The organism is Pseudoalteromonas sp. SR43-2, from assembly GCF_014163885.1.
Taxonomy (GTDB): Bacteria; Pseudomonadota; Gammaproteobacteria; order Enterobacterales; family Alteromonadaceae; genus Pseudoalteromonas; species Pseudoalteromonas distincta.
The window spans coordinates 1-18857 of sequence record NZ_JACJED010000006.1 but is presented as its reverse complement, the minus strand read 5'-3'; the positions used below and the strand labels follow the sequence as shown (position 1 = coordinate 18857).

The window sequence follows — 18857 nt, the reverse complement described above, 5'->3', positions numbered from 1 at the left end:
GCTTGAACTTATTTTTAGGGTTATCAAATGAAAATTATTGAAGGTAATAAGTACGCTCCAGGCAAAAAATTTGCCATTGTCATTTCTCGTTTTAATGACTTTATTGGTAGCAGCCTCCTTGCAGGTGCTGTTGATGAGCTAAAACGCACAGGTGGCGTATCAGATGACGACATTACCGTTATTTATGTGCCAGGCGCGGTAGAATTACCTTTAGCGGCTAAACGCGTTGCGGCAAAAAAAGAGTATGATGCAATCATCGCATTAGGCGTAGTGATCAGAGGTGGTACACCACACTTTGACCTAGTTGCTGGCGAATCAAACAAAGGTCTTGCGCAAGTATCACTTGAGTATGATATCCCGGTTGCATTTGGCGTATTAACCACAGAAAGCATTGAACAAGCAATTGAGCGTGCTGGCACCAAAATGGGCAATAAAGGCGGCGAAGCTGCTTTAGGCGCGCTTGAAATGGTTAATGTGTTAGATAAAATTTAAGTTTAAGGAATTTTTGTGAAACCAGCAGCAAGACGTAAAGCACGTATCTTAGCACTCCAAGCCGTTTATTCTTGGCAAATAAGTGGCAATTTAATTGCCGATATCGAACAACAAATGTTGATCGAAACAGACGTTACTAAAATTGATGTTGAATACTTTAAAGATCTAGCGACGGGTGTTGCTGTAAATTACAAGCAACTAGACGAAGCTGTATCACCACATTTAACACGTCCGTTTGATGACTTAGATATGGTTGAGCGTGCAATTTTACGTTTAAGCAGCTATGAGCTTAAGTTCCGTGAAGACGTACCTTATAAAGTTGCTATTAACGAAGGTATTGAGCTGGCCAAAATTTTTGGCGCTGAAGACAGCCATAAATTTGTAAACGGTGTACTTGATAAAGCTGTTAAGCATTTACGCAAGTAAGTAAACCGTTAAAGAGGGGAGCCGGCATAGGCCGGCTTTTTTGTGTATGAAGGAATTTGAATTAATTAACCGCTACTTTAAAGGTCGCGGTATCACCCGTCGTGATGTAAACCTAGGTATAGGGGATGATTGCGCTTTAGTAACCGTTCCACAAAACTGCCAACTTGCCGTTACAACAGACACTCTTGTTGCTGGCGTACACTTTTTTGATGATATTTCCCCTCGTGCATTAGGTCACAGAGCGCTTGCTGTTAATTTAAGTGATTTAGCGGCCATGGGCGCTGAGCCGACTTGGGTTTCAGTTGCGTTAACTTTGCCAAGTATTGATCCACAGTGGATTGAAGAGTTTACTGATGGCATGCATGAAATTGCTGAATATTTTAATGTGCAGATTATAGGTGGCGATACAACTCAGGGCCCATTAACCATCACTATTTGTGCGAAAGGGACTGTACCCGAAGGTACTGCACTTCGTCGTAGTGGCGCAAAAGTGGGTGATTGGATTTATGTTACGGGTCCGCTAGGTGACGCTGGACTTGCAATTGAGTCTCGCAAACAAGGTATAAGTATTGAGCCAGAGCATTTAAAGTACGTAAATAAACGCTTTGACTTTCCAACCCCACGTGTTGCTGCAGGGCAGGTATTACGAGGCCTTGCATCATCGGCTATCGATGTGTCGGACGGCTTAATCGCTGATTTAAGTCATATACTGGATATGTCACAAGTAAGTGCAGTGGTGAATATTGAAAGTATTCCAACTTCAGATGCGATGCAAGCAAGCCTTGATTTTAATCAGCAGCTGCCATTTATTCTCAGTTACGGTGATGATTACGAATTAATTTTTACGGTCCCTGATAGCAATAAAAGTATGTTAGAAATAAAGCTACGCCAGTATGGTGTAGATGCAACATGCATTGGCCAAGTTAAAAGTGGCGATGGCCAAATTGAGCTTTTACACAACGGTGAAAAGTTTGATTTTGAACCGCAGGGTTTTGAGCACTTTGCAAAGGAGCTGGTTTGAACAATAACCGCAAGTTTAATTTAAAGCGTCCACATCAGTTTTTTGGTCTGGGCTTTGGGACTGGGCTTGCCCCTAAAGCGCCCGGTACATTTGGTACATTTGCTGCCTTGCCATTCATTTTTATGACCATGTATTATCCGTTATGGCTGCAAATTGTATTTGCTGTTGTGATCAGTATATTTGGTATATGGGCGTGTGGTAAAACGGCTGATGATCTAGGCGTGCACGATCATCCTGCTATCGTATGGGATGAAGTGGCGGGTTATTACATCACTATGATTGGCGCAGCACTTAGCTGGCAGACATTACTCGTAGGTTTTTTGTTATTTCGCTTTTTTGATATAGCAAAACCCGGCCCAATCCGTATGCTAGACAAACGAGTACATGGCGGTTTAGGTATAATGGCCGACGATATACTTGCGGGTATTTTTTCGCTTATATGTTTGCAAGCGTTAATAAAAGTGGGTTTATTGCCCTTTTAATTTTTATATTTGATTTGTTTAACTAGGTGGCAGCAATATGATGCGATTTTTATTGGTTTGTGTACTTATGTTGTGCGCGACGCCAAGTTGGGCTTCAATTACTGATTACGTAGTTAAGCAATGGAATATAAAAGATGGCCTACCGTCGCAATCACTTAAAAGTGTTGTGCAAGATCAGCAAGGCTATATGTGGCTTGGTACGCAATTTGGTTTAAGCCGTTTTGATGGTACAACATTTACAAATTACAACACGCAAAATAGTCCATTCTTGCCTAGTAATGGTGTTAATAAGCTTTTAGTCGATTCTAGTGGTTTGTTATGGGTAGGCACTAAAAGTGGCTTGGTAGTTATTAACCCAGCCACATTTGCAGCACAAGAATTTAATATTAAAGGTCCTGTAAGAGATATTCTTGAGGACTCTAAAGGTAGCATATGGATTGCGGCCAACGGCTTATACTATGTAGATAGAGGGCAAGTTGATTTACGCACTGAAGTAAATGGTCCTCTACCTATTGTTAATGCTACGGTGATAACACAAATAGTTGGCTCTGTTAGCCAAATGGCACTCTCTCCTGAAGGCATTTGGCTGGTCAATGATCGTCATTTATTGCGCCTTACAAAAAACTCATCAGACTTTTCTAAACTACGTTTAGAGCTTACCGCAAAAATATCTTTACCAGAGCGCTTAGCGCAAACCATAGTGCACGATTTATCATTTTTAAATGGTAATTTGTACATAGCCTCTGAGCTAGGTGCATACTTTTTAGATTTAGATGACGAGCTAAGACCTTTTCCTTTACCTAATGCAAATAACTCAGCCGTTTATAAGTTTATGAGCGATACCGATGGTGGCTTGTGGGTTTCGACCTATGGGCGCTTATTGTTCAGAGATAAAACCGGTGAGTGGCAATGGGTAGAGCCTAGCCAACTTGATCAAAGTATATGGTTTGCTGATATTTTTAGAGATGATAAAAATAACGTTTGGTTAGCAAGCTTTAGTGAAGGCTTGTGGCTTGCTCATGAAGGGCGAGTCGAAAGACATTCAGCAGTTTCAAACATGACCGAATCTGTTATGGCTATTAGCCAAGCACCCGATGGTAAACTGTGGGTTGCGAATAAAAGCGGCATTGGTTATTTCGATTTAGATAAAAGTTTTATTAATTTAGTCCCAAGTAGTAAATATGGATACGCATCAGTACACGATCTACAATTTGATGGTGAGCGATTATATATAGCCACAGGGCGCGGCTTATTTGTTTTTGAAAACAAGACACTTTACACCGTCCCAGGTCGAGCACTTCGCGATAATCCGGTATTTGCAATAAGTCGCTCCAGTAAAGGCGGCTTTTGGATTGGTACCGGACGCGGTTTATATCGATTAAATTATGCTGGTTTAACGCCTTTTGCCTATAACGCTTTTTTAGGTAGTAAGTTTATTACCTACGTATTAGATAAAACAAACTTTGGTGTGATTGGTACTAGTAAGGGCGCATATTACTTTACAGACCGTGGCATTGAAAAAATTGGCGACCAAACAACACTTGAAAGCGCATACGTAACTAGCGTGCTACATATAGATGGCGTTGGTATTTTAATCGGCTCTCTTAACGACGGGCTTTTTTACAGAAGTACGCAAGGGCAATGGCGTCAGCTCGATGCAGCTAATGGTTTACCGTATGGTTCTATATTTAGCCTAGAATATGATGAAAAGTTAAAGCATGTTTGGGTAAGCACCATGAAAGGTGTTTACAGAATGCCTGTAGAGCAATTTAAAACAGAAATAAAAAGCTTAAAAGTTGAAGAAGTAATTTCATCTTTTGACCGTCAACTTGATGGTAAAGCGAATCAATGTTGTAGTGGACTTGGGCATGATGCGGTAGCAGACACCGGAAATTCTATTTGGTACCCAAGCTTACAAGGTGTTGTTGAAATACCTAAAAATGTAGAGCTATTTGGTGTGCTTGCATTAAAGCCAACAATAGAGACAATAACAACGCCACTTCGTCATTTAACTACCGCTGCGCTTGGTAAAAAACCATCATTAGAAACAGACGAGCGTGATATAACGCTAACTTACACAGCTATTGATTACTATGCACCAAACAGCATTGAATTTAGATATAAACTAAGTGGCTTAGATAGTGACTGGCGCTATGCAAATACGCGACGTGAAGCTATTTATACTAACTTGCCTCCTGGCTCGTTTTTGTTTCAATTAGAAGCTAAGCGCCAAGGTGAAGACTGGGCTAAAGCGCAAGATGTAGAATACGGTTTTGTAGTGCCTGAGCGCTTTGACGAAACAATTTACTTTAGGCTTTTAATTACCAGTGGTTTTATTTTGCTTTTTTATCTCATTTTTTGGGTGTTTAGAGCACAAGAGCGCAGAAAACAAGAAGCATTAGAGGGCTTAATCACTGAGCGTACCTTAGAGCTTCGCCAAGCTAATGATAAATTAGGCCAAGTGAATTCACAGCTTAAATTAGTGAGTCACTCAGATGAGCTAACAGGGCTACGTAGTCGCCGCTTTTTGTTTGATCAACTCCCTAAAGATATTGAGCACTTTCAACGTAATTCACAGTCGCTGCAGGCACAAGGTAAGTCACTGGTGCTGGTAATTATTAACTTTGATAACTTCAGCCGTATTAACGATGCGTATGGCCCAATTGCAGGTGATAGCTGCTTACAGCAAATGGCTGCATTGTTAAATTCGCGTACGCAGGGCTCTGACTATGTGGCACGTTGGAGTGGTGATGAGTTTTTATTATTATTACGTGACTTTAAATGCAATAAAATAGACAGCTATGCTTCAGAACTTTGTAAAGTAATAGCGGCTAATTCGTTCCAATTACCAAATGGAAAAACAACTAATATCACGGCATCAATTGGTTGGTCATTTTATCCATTACCTTTATTAGGCGGGCAGGTAATTAGCTGGGAAACCTCTATTAACTTAGCAGATATAGCATTGCATCAAGTTAAAAAACGCGGTGGTGATGGTGTGGCTAATATTACGTTTGATGAGCAGCTCGATGCATTTGAGTTTGAACAAAACTCTAATGTTGATCAGCAGTTAGGTATTTTACAAAGTAATGGCTTGGCAGATATAAAAGTGTGGATGCGATAATGCCCGACCAAGGTTATTGGTCAGGCATGGTGAGGTTAACTCTATTTGTTAAGCCAAGCTGGTAATATTGCAATCGACTCAGGGGCTGCAAATGCCGTACTGGTATCGGCGCTTATATCACCGCCTGCACTGCTTAAAATATTATTAAATCGCATAACCACATTATTTGACTTCTCAGCTACGTATAAATCTGTTCCGGTATACATAATATCAACAGGGTTACCCAGTAAGGTATTTGGACCGCTAATAGTGGTACTTATGTTTACCAAGCCCGATGCCGTTGCTACGTTATTCAATACGTATATTTTGCCATCGTCAGCAACTGCTGCGCTACCAACATCAGAGAGTATTAGCGAGCCACTTAGCGAGTCGTAGTCGATGCCGTGCATGTTGCTTGGTGCTGCTACTGTTGTACCTGCATTTGCTGGCGTTATAAGCCTATCCTCAACTGCAATATTTGTACTACCAGCCATTAGTTTGCTTTTAACTTCGTCAAATACAGCAACTGTTCCATTTGTTAGTGCTACAAAAGCTCGATCAGTGTTTGCATCGTAATCAACATCCCAAGGGCGAGCATCGTTTGCAAACGTAAGCGTCATTAATGGGCTTGCATCCCCTGTGGTGCAAGTTGAAAATATTGAAATACTTGGAGTATCTGCATTATTTTCTGCAACTAAAATCATACCGCTATCAGAAGCCACATCAAGACCTTTAGGAGATATAAGGCCTGTATTCGAACCAGTAATAATGCTGTCTTGGTTCGTATTATAAGTTTGCCCATCTCTGTTTATTGCCACTTTATTTGAAATAATAATACCGCCAATTGAGGTTGTACTGTTATCGAACGTTGTATAACTATTACCCGCTTTATCAAAAGTTACACTTTCGATAGTTTGACTTGCATTATAGTTGCCAATTTCTGTGTTAAGTTGTGAACTTAATCGACTAATTTGCCCAGTTGTTTCACCTGCAGTGCCCGGATTACTACTTACAGCAACACCTAGCAGCGCCATATTAGCGGTATCACTATCTGAAATATCAGCCATCTCATTTTGTATACCCAGTTTAGTAATTGACTCAGGTTTAATTGTTGAGGTAACTAAATCAGGAGTGATATCGCCGCTCTCACCTGAAAATATATTGCTGAACACAAGAACAGCATCATTTGATTTTTCAGCTACACGTAAGTCACTACCTTCAAGGCTAATATCAACTGGGTTACCAAGCATTGTTGCTGGACCGGCAATACTTCGTGCAACGCTTACTAAGCCCTCTGCAGTTGAAGCATTATTAATTACAAATAACGAACCATCGGTTGCGTCTGAGGCACTGCCTACATCAGACAAAACAAGTTTATTAGTATTTGAGTCATAAACAATGCCGTGAATATTTACAGATATTTGCGTGCCATCATTATTACTTGGAGTAATTGTGCGGCTTGGCATTGCGGCAAATTCACCACCAACAAAATTATCATAAACGGCTACATCACCATTTGTTAGTGCTACATAAAGGCGGTCGTTAGATTCATCATAATCAACATCCCACGGCGCCGCTTCTGTAATAGTTGTGCCTAAAGGCGCTGTATCGCCCGCGGCTGTAGCGCCAAAAGTCGTTACTTGCATAGCGCCAAAGTCAGCAATAAAAACAAGGCCACTCTTTTGTGCTACAGCTATTCCTTTAGGGTTTACCAGTGTTGTGTTAGTACCTGTTATTTCGCGATCTGTATTAGCTGTATAGGTTGCGCCGTCACTACGATTTGCAAGCTGGCAAATAGTTTTAATACTGCCATTTTCGCTGTCGCTTGCTTGCAATAAATTACCTAAGCTATCAAATGCAACGCCTTCGTTAGCTGTTGTATTAAAGGTTTTTAGTTTAGAGGCGTTTTGGTTAATTAAATCGATAGTGCCTGTATTGCTCTCGCCATTGTTTGCCAAAATTAATGTGGCTGATGCAAAACCAGGGTTGCCATTTGTACCGTCGGTACCGTTTTGTCCATCGGTGCCTGCAATACCATCTACGCCGTTTTCACCATCGTCTGAGCTACAGCCTGTAATGCCGATTAATACTGCAAGTGTTAAAGCTGAAAAACTAAGCGTGTGTTTAAGTGTGTTTTTTTGTGCTGAATGAGTTGTTAAATTAGCTTTATTCATCATTTTTACCTTTTAAATATTCCATCAAATGTAGGTAAATAACGCGCTTGCTCATAAGGCATAGACTAAGCGGCACCGATTATTTACATGTTAACCTCATATCAATAACGGCTATAAAATGAAACTGGATGCAAAAAAGTTAAAATTAAAAACAAAAAAAGGAGCCTTGAGGCTCCTTTTTAATAAACTAAGTAAATAGCTTAAGCGATAAACGCCTTAATAGCGTTTAATATTCCTTGCTCGCCTAATCCCATTTCATCGTGCATTTCATCTTGCGTGCCGTGTTTAATAAACTCATCAGGAATACCTAAGTTAAGGATATTAATATCAGCCTTTTGCGTTGCCAAGTATTCGTTAATTGCAGAGCCGGCACCGCCAGCAATAGCATTATCTTCAAGGGTTACAATTACATCGTGGCTAGTTACAAGCTCATTTAAAAGTGCAGTATCAAGAGGTTTAATAAAACGCATGTTAACAAGCGTTGCATCTAATTCGTTAGCTGCAAGCTGTGCATTATCAAGTAATGTACCAAATGATAAAATTGCAATTTTACTGCCTTTCTTAATTGTATCTGCCTTACCTATTTCAAGCAGTTGCATAGTGCTTCCAATGTCTGCAGTACCTGCGCTACCTCGAGGGTAACGAACTGCAACAGGGCAGTTTGCTTTATAACCGGTGTATAGCATTTGGCGGCATTCGTTGGTGTCGCTTGGTGCCATAATTACCATATTTGGAATACAGCGCATAAAGCTTAAATCGTACGCACCTTGGTGAGTTTCACCATCGGCTCCAACAATACCAGCGCGGTCAATGGCAAATAATACAGGTAAGTTTTGCAGTGCAACATCATGTATTAATTGGTCATACGCACGTTGTAAAAAGCTCGAGTAAATAGCAACAACAGGTTTTAAACCTTCACAAGCAAAACCAGCCGCTAAAGTAACTGCATGCTGCTCTGCAATGGCCACATCAAAGTATTGATCTGGAAACTCTTTAGAAAAACGTACCATGCCAGAGCCTTCGCGCATTGCTGGCGTAATAGCCATTAACTTGCTGTCTTGCTTTGCCATGTCGCATAACCAATCGCCAAAAACTTTTGAAAAAGTAGCAGCGCTAGGTTTAGATTTAGGCAGGCTAGTTGTGCTTGGGTCGAATTTTGGTACACCATGGTAGCCAATAGGATCGGCTTCAGCCGGTTTGTAGCCCTTACCTTTTTGCGTTTTTATATGTAAAAGCTGTGGGCCTTTTAAATTACGCATATTACGTAATGTATCTACAAGCATGTTTACATCGTGACCATCAATTGGGCCTATGTAATTTAGGCCTAATTCTTCAAAGAAGGTCCCCGGGATCATCATGCCCTTAATGTGCTCTTCCATTTTACTGGCAAGTTGCTTTACCGGAGGCACACCTGAGAGTAACTTTTTACTGCCTTCACGAATGTTAGTATAAAAGCTACCTGATAAAATTCGGGCAAAGTGATTTGTTAATGCGCCAACATTTTCTGAAATCGACATTTCGTTATCATTTAAAATAATAAGCATGTCTGATTTTACATCACCTAAATGATTCATCGCTTCAAATGCCATGCCTGCGGTGATAGCTCCGTCACCAATAATGGCTACAGATTTTCGACCTTTGCCTTCTTTTTGGGCGGCAATAGACATACCTAAGGCAGCTGAAATAGAGGTGCTTGAATGGCCTACGCTAAACGTATCGTATTGGCTTTCATCGCGAAAAGGAAAAGGGTGCAAACCGTCTTTTTGGCGAATAGTGTGCATTTGGTCGCGACGACCTGTAAGGATTTTATGTGGATAAGCTTGGTGACCCACATCCCAAACTAGGCGATCGTCTGGAGTGTTATAAACATAATGTAGCGCAACGGTTAGTTCAACCGTCCCTAAACCAGACGCTAGATGACCGCTACTTTGCGATACTGAGTTGAGTAAATAATCGCGCAGCTCATTGCTAAATGCAGGGAGTTTGTCTTGCGCTAAGTCACGCAATTGGGCTGGCTCGTCAACCAAATTAAGTAATGGATACTTGCTACTATCAAGTGTCATGGTTTTATATATATCCTTCGCTAACATTAATTCATTCAAAGCTTTTACGAATAATTAATGTTGAGTAATAATGTCAGTGCTAATTGCAATACGTATGAGCAAAAATTAGTGGTCACGCTCAATTAGGTAATTTGCTAGCGACGCAAGAAGTGTTGTGTCAGCATCTATATTTGCCAACGCTTCATGGGCTTGTTGTATTAAATTTTGCGCCTTTTCTTTAGCGCCTAGCATACCTAATAACGCCGGATATGTCGCTTTATTCGCGGCAATATCGGAGCCTTGTGGTTTACCTAAAGTAACCGTATCGCCTTCAACATCTAAAATGTCGTCGTGTACTTGAAACGCCAGCCCTATAGCATACCCAAAAATGCTTAAATTTTCTAAGGTTTGTTGATCTGCCTTTTCACTGCACAGTGCACCAAGTGTAATTGCACAATTAATTAAAGCTCCGGTTTTTAGCTTATGTATACGCTCAAGCTCTTGTACGGTAATTACTTTATCTGTTGCTGCTATGTCAAGACCTTGTCCGCCTACCATGCCCTCAAGGCCTGATGCGTTGGCAAGCGTAGCAATCATTTTTACTTGTGTTTGCGACGAGCATGTAAATTTGTGATTCGCAATAAGCTCAAAGGCGAGAGTTTGTAGGGCATCACCGGCTAAAATTGCATTTGCCTCGCCAAATTCTATATGGCAAGTAGGGCGGCCACGGCGTAAGTCGTCATCGTCCATAGCGGGCAAATCATCATGAACTAGCGAATAGCTATGGATACACTCAATTGCAGCTGCAAGTACATGTAAGTCTTGCTGGTTTGCACCGAGCATTTTACCTGTGGCATAAACTAAAAATGGACGTAATCTTTTACCGCCATTAAATAATCCATACTGGGTGGCGTTTTTGACTGTTTCTTCAGTATCGAGAGGCTGTTTAAAATGCTGTTGTAAGGTCGCTACTACATCTTTTTGAGCACGTTCGATATAATTATTTATGCTCACAGCTATTCCATATCATTATCAAAATTTGTAAGAACTGACTTTTCACCATTTCCCATCAAAATTGATACTTTTTGTTCTGCTTGCTGTAATTTACCTGATGAAGCACTTGCTAATGCAATTCCACGCTCAAATTGCTTTAACGATTGCTCAAGCGATAAGTCACCTTGTTCCATGTCACTAACGATTGTAGATAATTCTTCTAGTGCTTGTTCGAAACTTAAGTTTTCAGGTTTTTTAGTCGCCATCTTTATTTCAGCTTACATAATAAATTTAGGGGTCAATTTTAGGGGGAATGCTAAACTAGGTCAAAGGATGATATTGGTTTTTTACCTTTATAACGTTAAATTATATTTCAAGTGTATTAATAAAGCCTTAATAGCGGTCTGTTAGTTTAATAAATCAATTGATAATTAGGTAGCCCTTATAACTTGATCTAAAATAGTGCTAAAGGCTGCTTTTTATGTTTATTTATAAAAATGGCTTAAGCAATTCAATATGTTGCCGATAAGCAGTTAATAATAAAAGTTTATGATAAGGCCATTAAGCATGAAACTTCTGGAGGAAATGTGGATTTAGCAACCATAATCGGGATCCTAGGCGCAATTGGCTTAATTGTCATGTCTATGTTTATGAGTAGTAGCGGTGAAATGGCTATGTTTGCCGATGCTCCTTCTAGTGTAATTGTATTTGGTGGTTCACTTTTCATTGTTTTATCAAATTTCACCATGTCGCAGTTTTTGGGTATAGGTAAAGTTGTTGCTAAAGCGTTTATGTTTAAAATTGAAACGCCAGAAGAACTTATTGAAAAAGCAGTAGAACTTGCTGATTCAGCTCGTAAAGGGGGGTTTTTAGCACTCGAAGAAGCTGAAATCCCGAATCCATTTATGCGCAAAGGCGTCGACATGCTTGTTGATGGCCATGACGCAGATGTTGTTCGCGCCACACTTCAAAAAGATATCTCTTTAACCACTACTCGACATGAAATGGGCGCAGGCTTATTTAAGTCATTAGCCGATATTGCACCAGCAATGGGAATGATTGGTACTCTAATTGGCTTAGTTGCAATGTTATCTAACATGGATGACCCAAAAGCAATTGGCCCGGCAATGGCGGTAGCGCTTTTAACAACTTTATATGGTGCGTTTTTAGCCAATGTTGTAGCAATTCCTATTCAGGTAAAACTTGAACTGCGTAAAGACGAAGAGGCTATGAATCAGCGTTTAATTTTAGATGCTATTTTAGGTATACAAGATGGCCAAAATCCAAAAGTAATCGAAGGTATTTTGAAAAATTACTTAGCTGAATCTAAACGCAAAGTAGATACCGAGGAGTAATTATGTCTGATCAAGAGTGCAAATGCCCACCACCTGGCCTACCAGCATGGATGGGAACGTTTGCCGATTTAATGTCACTGTTAATGTGCTTTTTTGTACTCTTGCTTGCGTTTTCAGAAATGGATGTACTTAAGTTTAAACAAATTGCGGGCTCTATGAAGTTTGCTTTTGGTGTGCAGAATAAAATTGAAGTAAAAGATATCCCTAAAGGTACCTCTGTTATTGCTATGGAGTTTACCCCAGGTAAACCAGAACCCACTCCAATAGAAACCATTCAGCAGCAAACAGTCGAAATGACTCAACAAATGTTAGAGTTTCAGGCTGGAGATGAAAGCTCAGCTGGCGGCAGGCAAGAACAACGCGGGGACAAACGCGGTGGCGAATCTCGTAGTACTTCTCAAGAGCAATCGTCAGAGCAAGCAACTTCAGCGGCCGATCAGGAACAAACTAACGAGCTCGTTAAAAAAATCGCGCAGCAGCTTGAAAAGCAAATAATAGATGGTGCAATTGAGCTTGAATCTTTAGGGCAGCAAATAATTATTCGTATTCGTGAAAATGGTTCATTTCCTTCGGGTAGTGCATTTTTACAACCTAAGTTTAAACCCATAATTCAAGATATTGGTGTGCTGTTAAAAGATGTACCTGGCGAAATTACTGTATCTGGCCATACCGACGATTTTCAGGTATCGAATGAGTTATATATTAACAACTGGGACTTATCGTCAAAGCGTGCTGTAGCAGTAGCAAGCGAGCTGCAAACGGTGCAAGGGTTTGATAAAAACCGCATGATGGTAGTGGGTCGGGCTGATACCCGTCCACTTGTTCCAAACGATTCAAATGAAGATCGCCGCAGGAATCGCCGAGTAGAAATATCTATATTACAAGGTAAGGCTAAAGAGTCTGATCCGATTGACGTGCGTTAAGCTAGAGCTTGACGCTATCGCTTATTGAATAAGTTTCACTTTAAGGTACTTTGTTCGTTTAAGTACCTTGGCAATCCTATTGTTTTAGCTTAAAGTACATTTCCTTAACATATGTGGTGGAGTTTCTGTGAAAATAATCAATAAATATTGTGGCATGCCAGGTAATGGTGATGGTACAGATGACGATAAAAAAACAAAGTAAGGCTGAGTGTTTTGCCTGAATGGTTTTTGTATATTGTTAGTATTTTAAGTAAAAGCTGGGTTTTAATGCTAAGCCCAGCTATTTTTATATTTTTTGTATTTAAAGATCGCCTAGCCTTTCGATTTGTATTACTGACCGCAGCTTTTTTCCTCTTTGGTAACCTAACTGCTTCAAGCCTAAGAGGGTTTGATGACATTTATATTTATCGTTATTTAGTTTGGGCGCTAACAGATATTATTTGGATGGCACTTATCGCTTACTGGGGGATAAAAGATAAAGTGTACCTATGGCAATGTGCTATTGGTCAATTGGTAGTTATTGGTGCACCTATATTGCAACTATTCCGCTTAGTTGATCGTCATTTATGGGATTTAGCTTACAGTACTGCTGTTTATCAGACTCTAATACCATTTATCAACATAGCCACAGTTGTTGTGTGTTATTTACCTCTAATTATTCTTTTCACTAAACAAGGTAATTTTAGGGCAAAAGATAAAACTCCCCACCTTTAAAATAGCTGTGCTAAACTACTGTTTATATGAACAGTGAGTGAGCGGCTCCCATGAAACTCTACATTGCAGAAAAACCATCATTAGGCAGAGCAATTGCCGATGCCTTACCAAAACCACATAAAAGACACGATGGGTATATAGAAGTAGCTAATGGTGATTGTGTTTCATGGTGTATAGGGCACTTACTTGAGCAAGCAGAACCCGATGACTACGATGAGCGTTTCAAAAAGTGGCAGTTTGATCACTTACCTATAATACCTGAGCAGTGGAAGTTAAAAGCCAAAACCAAAACTCGCAAACAGCTCACTGTTTTAAAAAAATTAATTAAACAAGCTTCACAACTTATTCATGCTGGCGATCCAGACCGTGAAGGCCAGCTTCTGGTCGACCAAGTAATAGAAGAAGCTAAAATAAGTCAGGCTAAAAAACAAAGTGCGCAACGTTTACTCATTAGTGATTTAAACTTATCGGCGGTAAAGAAATCATTGGGCGCAATGCGTTCTAATCGAGATTTTGTTCCGTTAAGTGTATCTGCTTTAGCACGCTCTCGTGCGGATTGGTTATTTGGTATGAATTTAACGCGTGCATATACATTAGCTGGGCAAAAAGCAGGATTTGGTAATGTGCTTTCGGTAGGGCGGGTTCAAACCCCTATTTTAGGTCTTGTTGTTAATAGAGATAACGAAATAGCGAACTTTGTATCTAAGCCTTTTTACGATGTATTGGCGCATTTGCTTACTCCAGATAATCAACCATTCATAGCTAAGTGGGTTCCTAGTAAAGCATGTGAGCCACATCAAGATGAAGAAGGGCGAATACTTAACAAAGCTCTTGCAGAAAATGTTGCTTCACGTATTACAAAGCAAAGTGCTGAGCTTACTTCTCTCGACCAAAAACAAAAAAAGCAAAGTGCTCCATTACCTTATAATTTATCTGCACTACAAATCGATGCGGCTAAAGCATTTGGTATGCCAGCTCAAAAAGTATTGGATATTTGCCAAATACTTTACGAACGTCATAAATTAATAACTTACCCACGCTCAGACAATCGTTATTTACCTAAAGATCACCATCAAGAAGCATCTGCTATTTTAAAGGCAATAAGTGCAAATGGGGGGCAAGGCAGTGAATTAGTAAACGGGGCTGATGTAAAAAAGCGTAGTAAATGTTTTAACGATTCAAAAGTAGCTGCCCATCATGCCATTGTGCCTACGGCTAAGCAGTTAAAGTCAGCGAGTTTGAGCGGTGACGAAGCAAAGGTATATCAATTAATAAGCCGTCATTACTTAATTCAGTTTTATCCCGACTATATATATAACGAAACTAAAGCTGAGGTAATTATTGCTGGTGGGCTTTTTAAAGCAAATGCAAAACAAGATGTAAGCCTGGGCTTTAAGGTATTAATGGGTAAGTCTGAATTAAAAGATGAAACTACGTTACCTCCTTTAACTAAAGGTATGCCTCTTTTTTGTGAGCAAGGCGAAGTGGTCGAAAAGCATACATCACCTCCTGCTTATTTTACCGATGCTACATTATTGGCTGCGATGACGGGCATTAGCCGTTATGTTAAAGATCCACAAATTAAAAAAGTATTAAAAGACACCGATGGTTTAGGTACGGAGGCAACACGTGCGGGAATAATCGAGTTGCTATTTAAGCGGCGTTTTTTAAAACGTGAAGGTAAGTCAATTAGAGCGACCGAAACGGGACTTGCTCTTATTAGCGTATTACCACAAGGTTTAGCGAGTCCTGATTTAACCGCAAAGTGGGAGTCGAGCTTAGGTGATATTGCACAGCAGGCAATGAGTTATCAGCAATTTTTACAACCTTTACTTGCTGACCTAAATGAGTTTGTTCAATTAGCAGCAAACTGCGATAGCAATGCATTTGCGAAGTTACCAAAAAGCTCACCTAAAAAACGTTTTGCTAAACGAGGTGGAAAAGCGACCTTTAAAAAGTCGAGTTATAAAAAAAGTTCTGTTGCTAGTTAGCAACAGAGCTTTTTTATTAAACCATATTACTTAATGTTGAATTGGTATTACTTAACCTAAACTTAGGTTACTTATTAAATAAGGCAACAGCAGCGTTACTCATTGCTTTTATTCCGGTAGGGATAGCAACTTTATAATCTGGTGCAAATTTACTAGAGTGTAGGGAAGGGAGAACCTCACCTGTTTTTATCGAATCTGCATATTGTGCTTGGTTTACACCACCTAGCCAAAATAAGGTAATAGGAATATTTTCATCGGTGCGTCCGTATAGGCCAAAGTCTTCACCCGCCATTACAGCTTGTGTTTCAAGCACATTAGTATCACCAATTGCACTGGCGATAGAGTTTCTAACAATGTCTGTTTGTGCAGGGTTATTATAAGTAGATGGAATAGATTCATCTTCATGTACATATACAACAGGGTAGCTTGATTCATCTAATCCAGCACTTTGTGCAATACCTGCGGTGATTCGTTTTATTGCTGCTATTTGAGCGCTTCTTACATCGGGGTTATAGCTTCTGAGAGTGAGTTGTAGTTTTACTTCATCCGAAATCACATTATGTTTTGAACCACCATGAATAGACCCCACTGTAATAACAGATGGCTCAAGCGGTGAAAGCTCTCGGCTTGTGATTGTTTGCAAAGCAAGTACAGTGCGTGCAGCTATAACCACTGGGTCTATAGTTGTATGAGGATAAGCACCATGACCACCTTTACCTTTAATTGTAATATCGACAGAATCTACACTTGCCATCATATATTCATTTTTCATTGATACCTTACCAGCGGGGACGCTAGCGCTTACATGTAAAGCAATTATATGATCAGGTTTTTCATATTTACTAAATAGTCCTTCGCTTAACATCGCTTTAGCACCCCCACCTACTTCTTCTGCAGGCTGTGCAACCATCATCAAAGTGCCTTTCCATTGATCTTTGTGTACTATTAATTGCTCAGCAGTACCAATAAAAGAACTCATGTGAATATCGTGGCCACAACCGTGCATTACACCTACTTTTGCACCGTGCTCGTCTATCACTTTGACGTTTGAGGCGTAGGACTTTCCTGTTTGCTCTATAATAGGTAAGCCATCAGTATCAGTGCGGATCATCACGGTTGGACCGTTTCCGTTTTTGTAAATGCCGACAACACCAAAGCCACCTACATTACTTGTTACTTTAAAACCCAGCTGAGTTAATCTATCTGCTATCTTTTTACCTGTTTTTTGTTCGTGATAAGAGAGCTCTGGGGATTGGTGTAAGTCGAGGTAAAACTTCTCAATAGCTGGCATGGCTTTGCTTAAATTCAAATCGAGTCCATTTGCTTGTACTAATGAGCTTGCTAATAAAAGTATTGCACTTAGGTAAGTTAATTTCATATTTTCCCTTATTGTTGAATATGTATACCGAGTGATTTAGGTATATGACTTGTAATTATTATGTTCACCACCATATAAAAACCTAAATAGACGAATATGGCAATCAATTCAATGAGCAACATAGTTAGTATTAATGCGCAAAACCTTCAACAAGTACTCGGTGAAACATCACAACAAAAATTGGTGTTGCTTAACTTTTTCTCTCCTCAAAGTCCTGACTGTATAGGACAGGCCGCAATTTTAGATAAAGTAGCAGCAGAATATGCAAGCTATATAGTAGTAGCAAACCTAGATTGCGATGCAGAACAAGCACTCGCTTCTCAACTTGCGCAACAAGTTGGTCTGCAAACACTGCCTACGCTTGTATTATTAAAAGACTCCGCACCAGTAGATTTACTTGCAGGTGTTCAAAGCGAAGCGCAAATACGCGAAGCCCTAGCAAAGCATTTACCTGCGCAACAAGACTTACTATTAGAACAAGCAAAGCAAGCGTTATTAAAGTCAGATTTAAATGCTGCATTGAATTATGCAAAGCAAGCTTATGAAGTAGATAGCGGTAATGCACGTATCAAGTTAGTGCTAGCAGACATATGTATTCAAATTCACAAGGTAGATGAAGCGCAAGCGCTTATAAATACAATAGGTGCACAAGAGCAAGATGCTTACTTTAATAATATTAAAGCAAAATGCGAAGCCGCGCTTGAAGCAAAAGACTCACCAGAGATTAAAGAAAAGCAACAACAAGTAGAAAAGTATCCAAATGACTTAGAACTAAAAGAAGAGCTCAGTATTTTACTTAATGAAGCAGGCAGAAAAGAAGAGGCATTGGATGTACTGTTTACAGTTCTACAAAAAGATCTGAACTTCAACGAAGCAAAACCAAGCTTTTTAGCCATTATTGCCTCTTTACCTGATGGCGACGCACTCGCAGCTAAGTATCGCCGCAAGTTATATAGTATTTTATACTAGGGTCTGTTGCTCTTTGCGGATTAAAATTTGTTCAAACTAGGGGGGTTTAATCGCGGCGCGAGATTTGTAACCTAGTGGGCTAAGTAAAAACCGAGTAACAAAGAGTAAATAGCCCCTAGGAAGAACCCTTTGGGCAGCGCCTGTTTGGCATTAATGCTACGTTATCGCCTATTTATGGGGAGTAACCACACTACATAGGCTCTGCCTTGCCTGAATACCAAACAGGCTGCTGCAAATTTAACCTTGAAAGATAAACAGACACTAGATTCTAATAACTATTACTTTTGAGAAGCACCTACATAAGGTGCTTTTTGCATTTTTAAGGTTTTAATTAATAGCTTTAGTATGGTTTATCTATGTAAAAACAAGAGTTATCAACAGGGTTTTGTGGGTAACTTGTGTTTATCGTGTGCGCTTGCTTGGGGCTTAATTTTAATTACTATTTTATGCAAATAACGCTTGCGTAAAATCCGCCGCTCCCTATAATGCTGCCCCACTGAGACGGGATATGGCGACGCGCAGCGGACAACGCATAGCGAGGCACGAACTACTCAGAGAGTTAAGTAAAACTTCGGTTTTAAATCTTCCAAAAAGAAAGTTTAAAAGAAAGTGTTGACTCGAAAAATAAAGGGTGTATTATTCGCATCCCTTGAGACGCTAAAGCGACTCAAACGTTCTTTAACAATATAAAGCAATCATCTGTGTGGGCACTCGTACAGATTGAGTTCTAACAGCCAAACTACTTAGGTAGCGAGGCAAACAAATTAGAGTCTCAATTGAAACTGAGTGACCAT

At 40.0% G+C, this 18857-nt stretch carries 15 protein-coding genes; 10 read left to right on the top strand and 5 right to left on the bottom strand.

What is annotated here, in order from left to right; translation table 11 throughout:
* Nucleotides 1-27: 27 nt before the first annotated feature.
* From ribE to H5120_RS06745, 5 genes are read left to right on the top strand one after another with little or no spacing between them, the layout of a single operon-like run.
* Entirely contained in the window at nt 28-492 is a 465-nt protein-coding gene (ribE, locus tag H5120_RS06765) for a 6,7-dimethyl-8-ribityllumazine synthase (RefSeq protein WP_002961753.1), read from the top strand.
* Between the two features lie 15 nt (nt 493-507).
* A complete protein-coding gene (nusB, locus tag H5120_RS06760) occupies nt 508-918 on the top strand; it encodes a transcription antitermination factor NusB (protein WP_002961751.1) in 411 nt (136 codons plus the stop codon).
* Between the two features lie 46 nt (nt 919-964).
* Nucleotides 965-1939 (top strand): thiamine-phosphate kinase, encoded by a 975-nt coding sequence (gene thiL, locus H5120_RS06755; protein ID WP_024596289.1) that lies wholly within the window; start codon nt 965-967, stop codon nt 1937-1939.
* Nucleotides 1936-2421, top strand: coding sequence for a phosphatidylglycerophosphatase A (locus H5120_RS06750; protein ID WP_024596288.1), 486 nt, complete (start codon nt 1936-1938; stop codon nt 2419-2421). Before thiL ends, H5120_RS06750 begins: the two co-directional genes overlap by 4 nt.
* A 37-nt stretch (nt 2422-2458) precedes the next feature.
* Nucleotides 2459-5545 carry a ligand-binding sensor domain-containing diguanylate cyclase gene (locus tag H5120_RS06745; RefSeq protein WP_182672770.1) on the top strand — a complete coding sequence of 1029 codons (3087 nt, stop codon included), beginning with the start codon at nt 2459-2461 and terminating at the stop codon, nt 5543-5545.
* Between the two features lie 41 nt (nt 5546-5586).
* Here the strand turns inward: H5120_RS06745 and H5120_RS06740 are convergent, their stop codons facing one another.
* The 4 genes from H5120_RS06740 to H5120_RS06725 all read right to left on the bottom strand — a co-directional run bounded on the left by H5120_RS06740 (nt 5587) and on the right by H5120_RS06725 (nt 10999).
* A complete protein-coding gene (locus tag H5120_RS06740) occupies nt 5587-7698 on the bottom strand; it encodes a hypothetical protein (protein WP_182674026.1) in 2112 nt (703 codons plus the stop codon).
* 200 nt (nt 7699-7898) lie between these two features.
* On the bottom strand, nt 7899-9761 hold the full coding sequence (dxs, locus tag H5120_RS06735) for a 1-deoxy-D-xylulose-5-phosphate synthase (protein WP_182673937.1): 1863 nt from the start codon (nt 9759-9761) through the stop codon (nt 7899-7901).
* Nucleotides 9762-9866: 105 nt separating this feature from the next.
* On the bottom strand, nt 9867-10754 hold the full coding sequence (gene ispA / locus H5120_RS06730; RefSeq protein WP_024597198.1) for a (2E,6E)-farnesyl diphosphate synthase: 888 nt from the start codon (nt 10752-10754) through the stop codon (nt 9867-9869).
* Nucleotides 10755-10756: 2 nt separating this feature from the next.
* Entirely contained in the window at nt 10757-10999 is a 243-nt protein-coding gene (locus H5120_RS06725) for an exodeoxyribonuclease VII small subunit (protein ID WP_002961738.1), read from the bottom strand.
* 321 nt (nt 11000-11320) lie between these two features.
* Between H5120_RS06725 and pomA the strand changes: the two genes are divergently transcribed.
* The 4 genes from pomA (at nt 11321) to H5120_RS06705 (ending at nt 15716) form a co-directional block, all read left to right on the top strand.
* Nucleotides 11321-12088 (top strand): flagellar motor protein PomA, encoded by a 768-nt coding sequence (gene pomA, locus H5120_RS06720; RefSeq protein WP_024597197.1) that lies wholly within the window; start codon nt 11321-11323, stop codon nt 12086-12088.
* A 2-nt stretch (nt 12089-12090) separates the two neighbouring features.
* Nucleotides 12091-13011: a flagellar motor protein MotB gene (locus H5120_RS06715; protein WP_002961733.1), complete on the top strand. Its 921-nt coding sequence runs from the start codon at nt 12091-12093 to the stop codon at nt 13009-13011.
* 213 nt (nt 13012-13224) lie between these two features.
* Complete coding sequence (locus tag H5120_RS06710) at nt 13225-13725, top strand: hypothetical protein (RefSeq protein WP_182673936.1); 501 nt, start codon at nt 13225-13227, stop codon at nt 13723-13725.
* 50 nt (nt 13726-13775) lie between these two features.
* Nucleotides 13776-15716: a DNA topoisomerase III gene (locus H5120_RS06705; protein ID WP_182673935.1), complete on the top strand. Its 1941-nt coding sequence runs from the start codon at nt 13776-13778 to the stop codon at nt 15714-15716.
* Between the two features lie 67 nt (nt 15717-15783).
* On the opposite strand, the gene H5120_RS06700 is transcribed toward H5120_RS06705, so the two are convergent.
* A complete protein-coding gene (locus H5120_RS06700) occupies nt 15784-17094 on the bottom strand; it encodes a M20 family metallopeptidase (protein ID WP_182673934.1) in 1311 nt (436 codons plus the stop codon).
* 111 nt (nt 17095-17205) lie between these two features.
* On the opposite strand from H5120_RS06700, the gene H5120_RS06695 reads away from it, so the two are divergent.
* Nucleotides 17206-18063 (top strand): tetratricopeptide repeat protein, encoded by an 858-nt coding sequence (locus H5120_RS06695; RefSeq protein ID WP_182673933.1) that lies wholly within the window; start codon nt 17206-17208, stop codon nt 18061-18063.
* Nucleotides 18064-18857 lie beyond the last annotated feature (794 nt).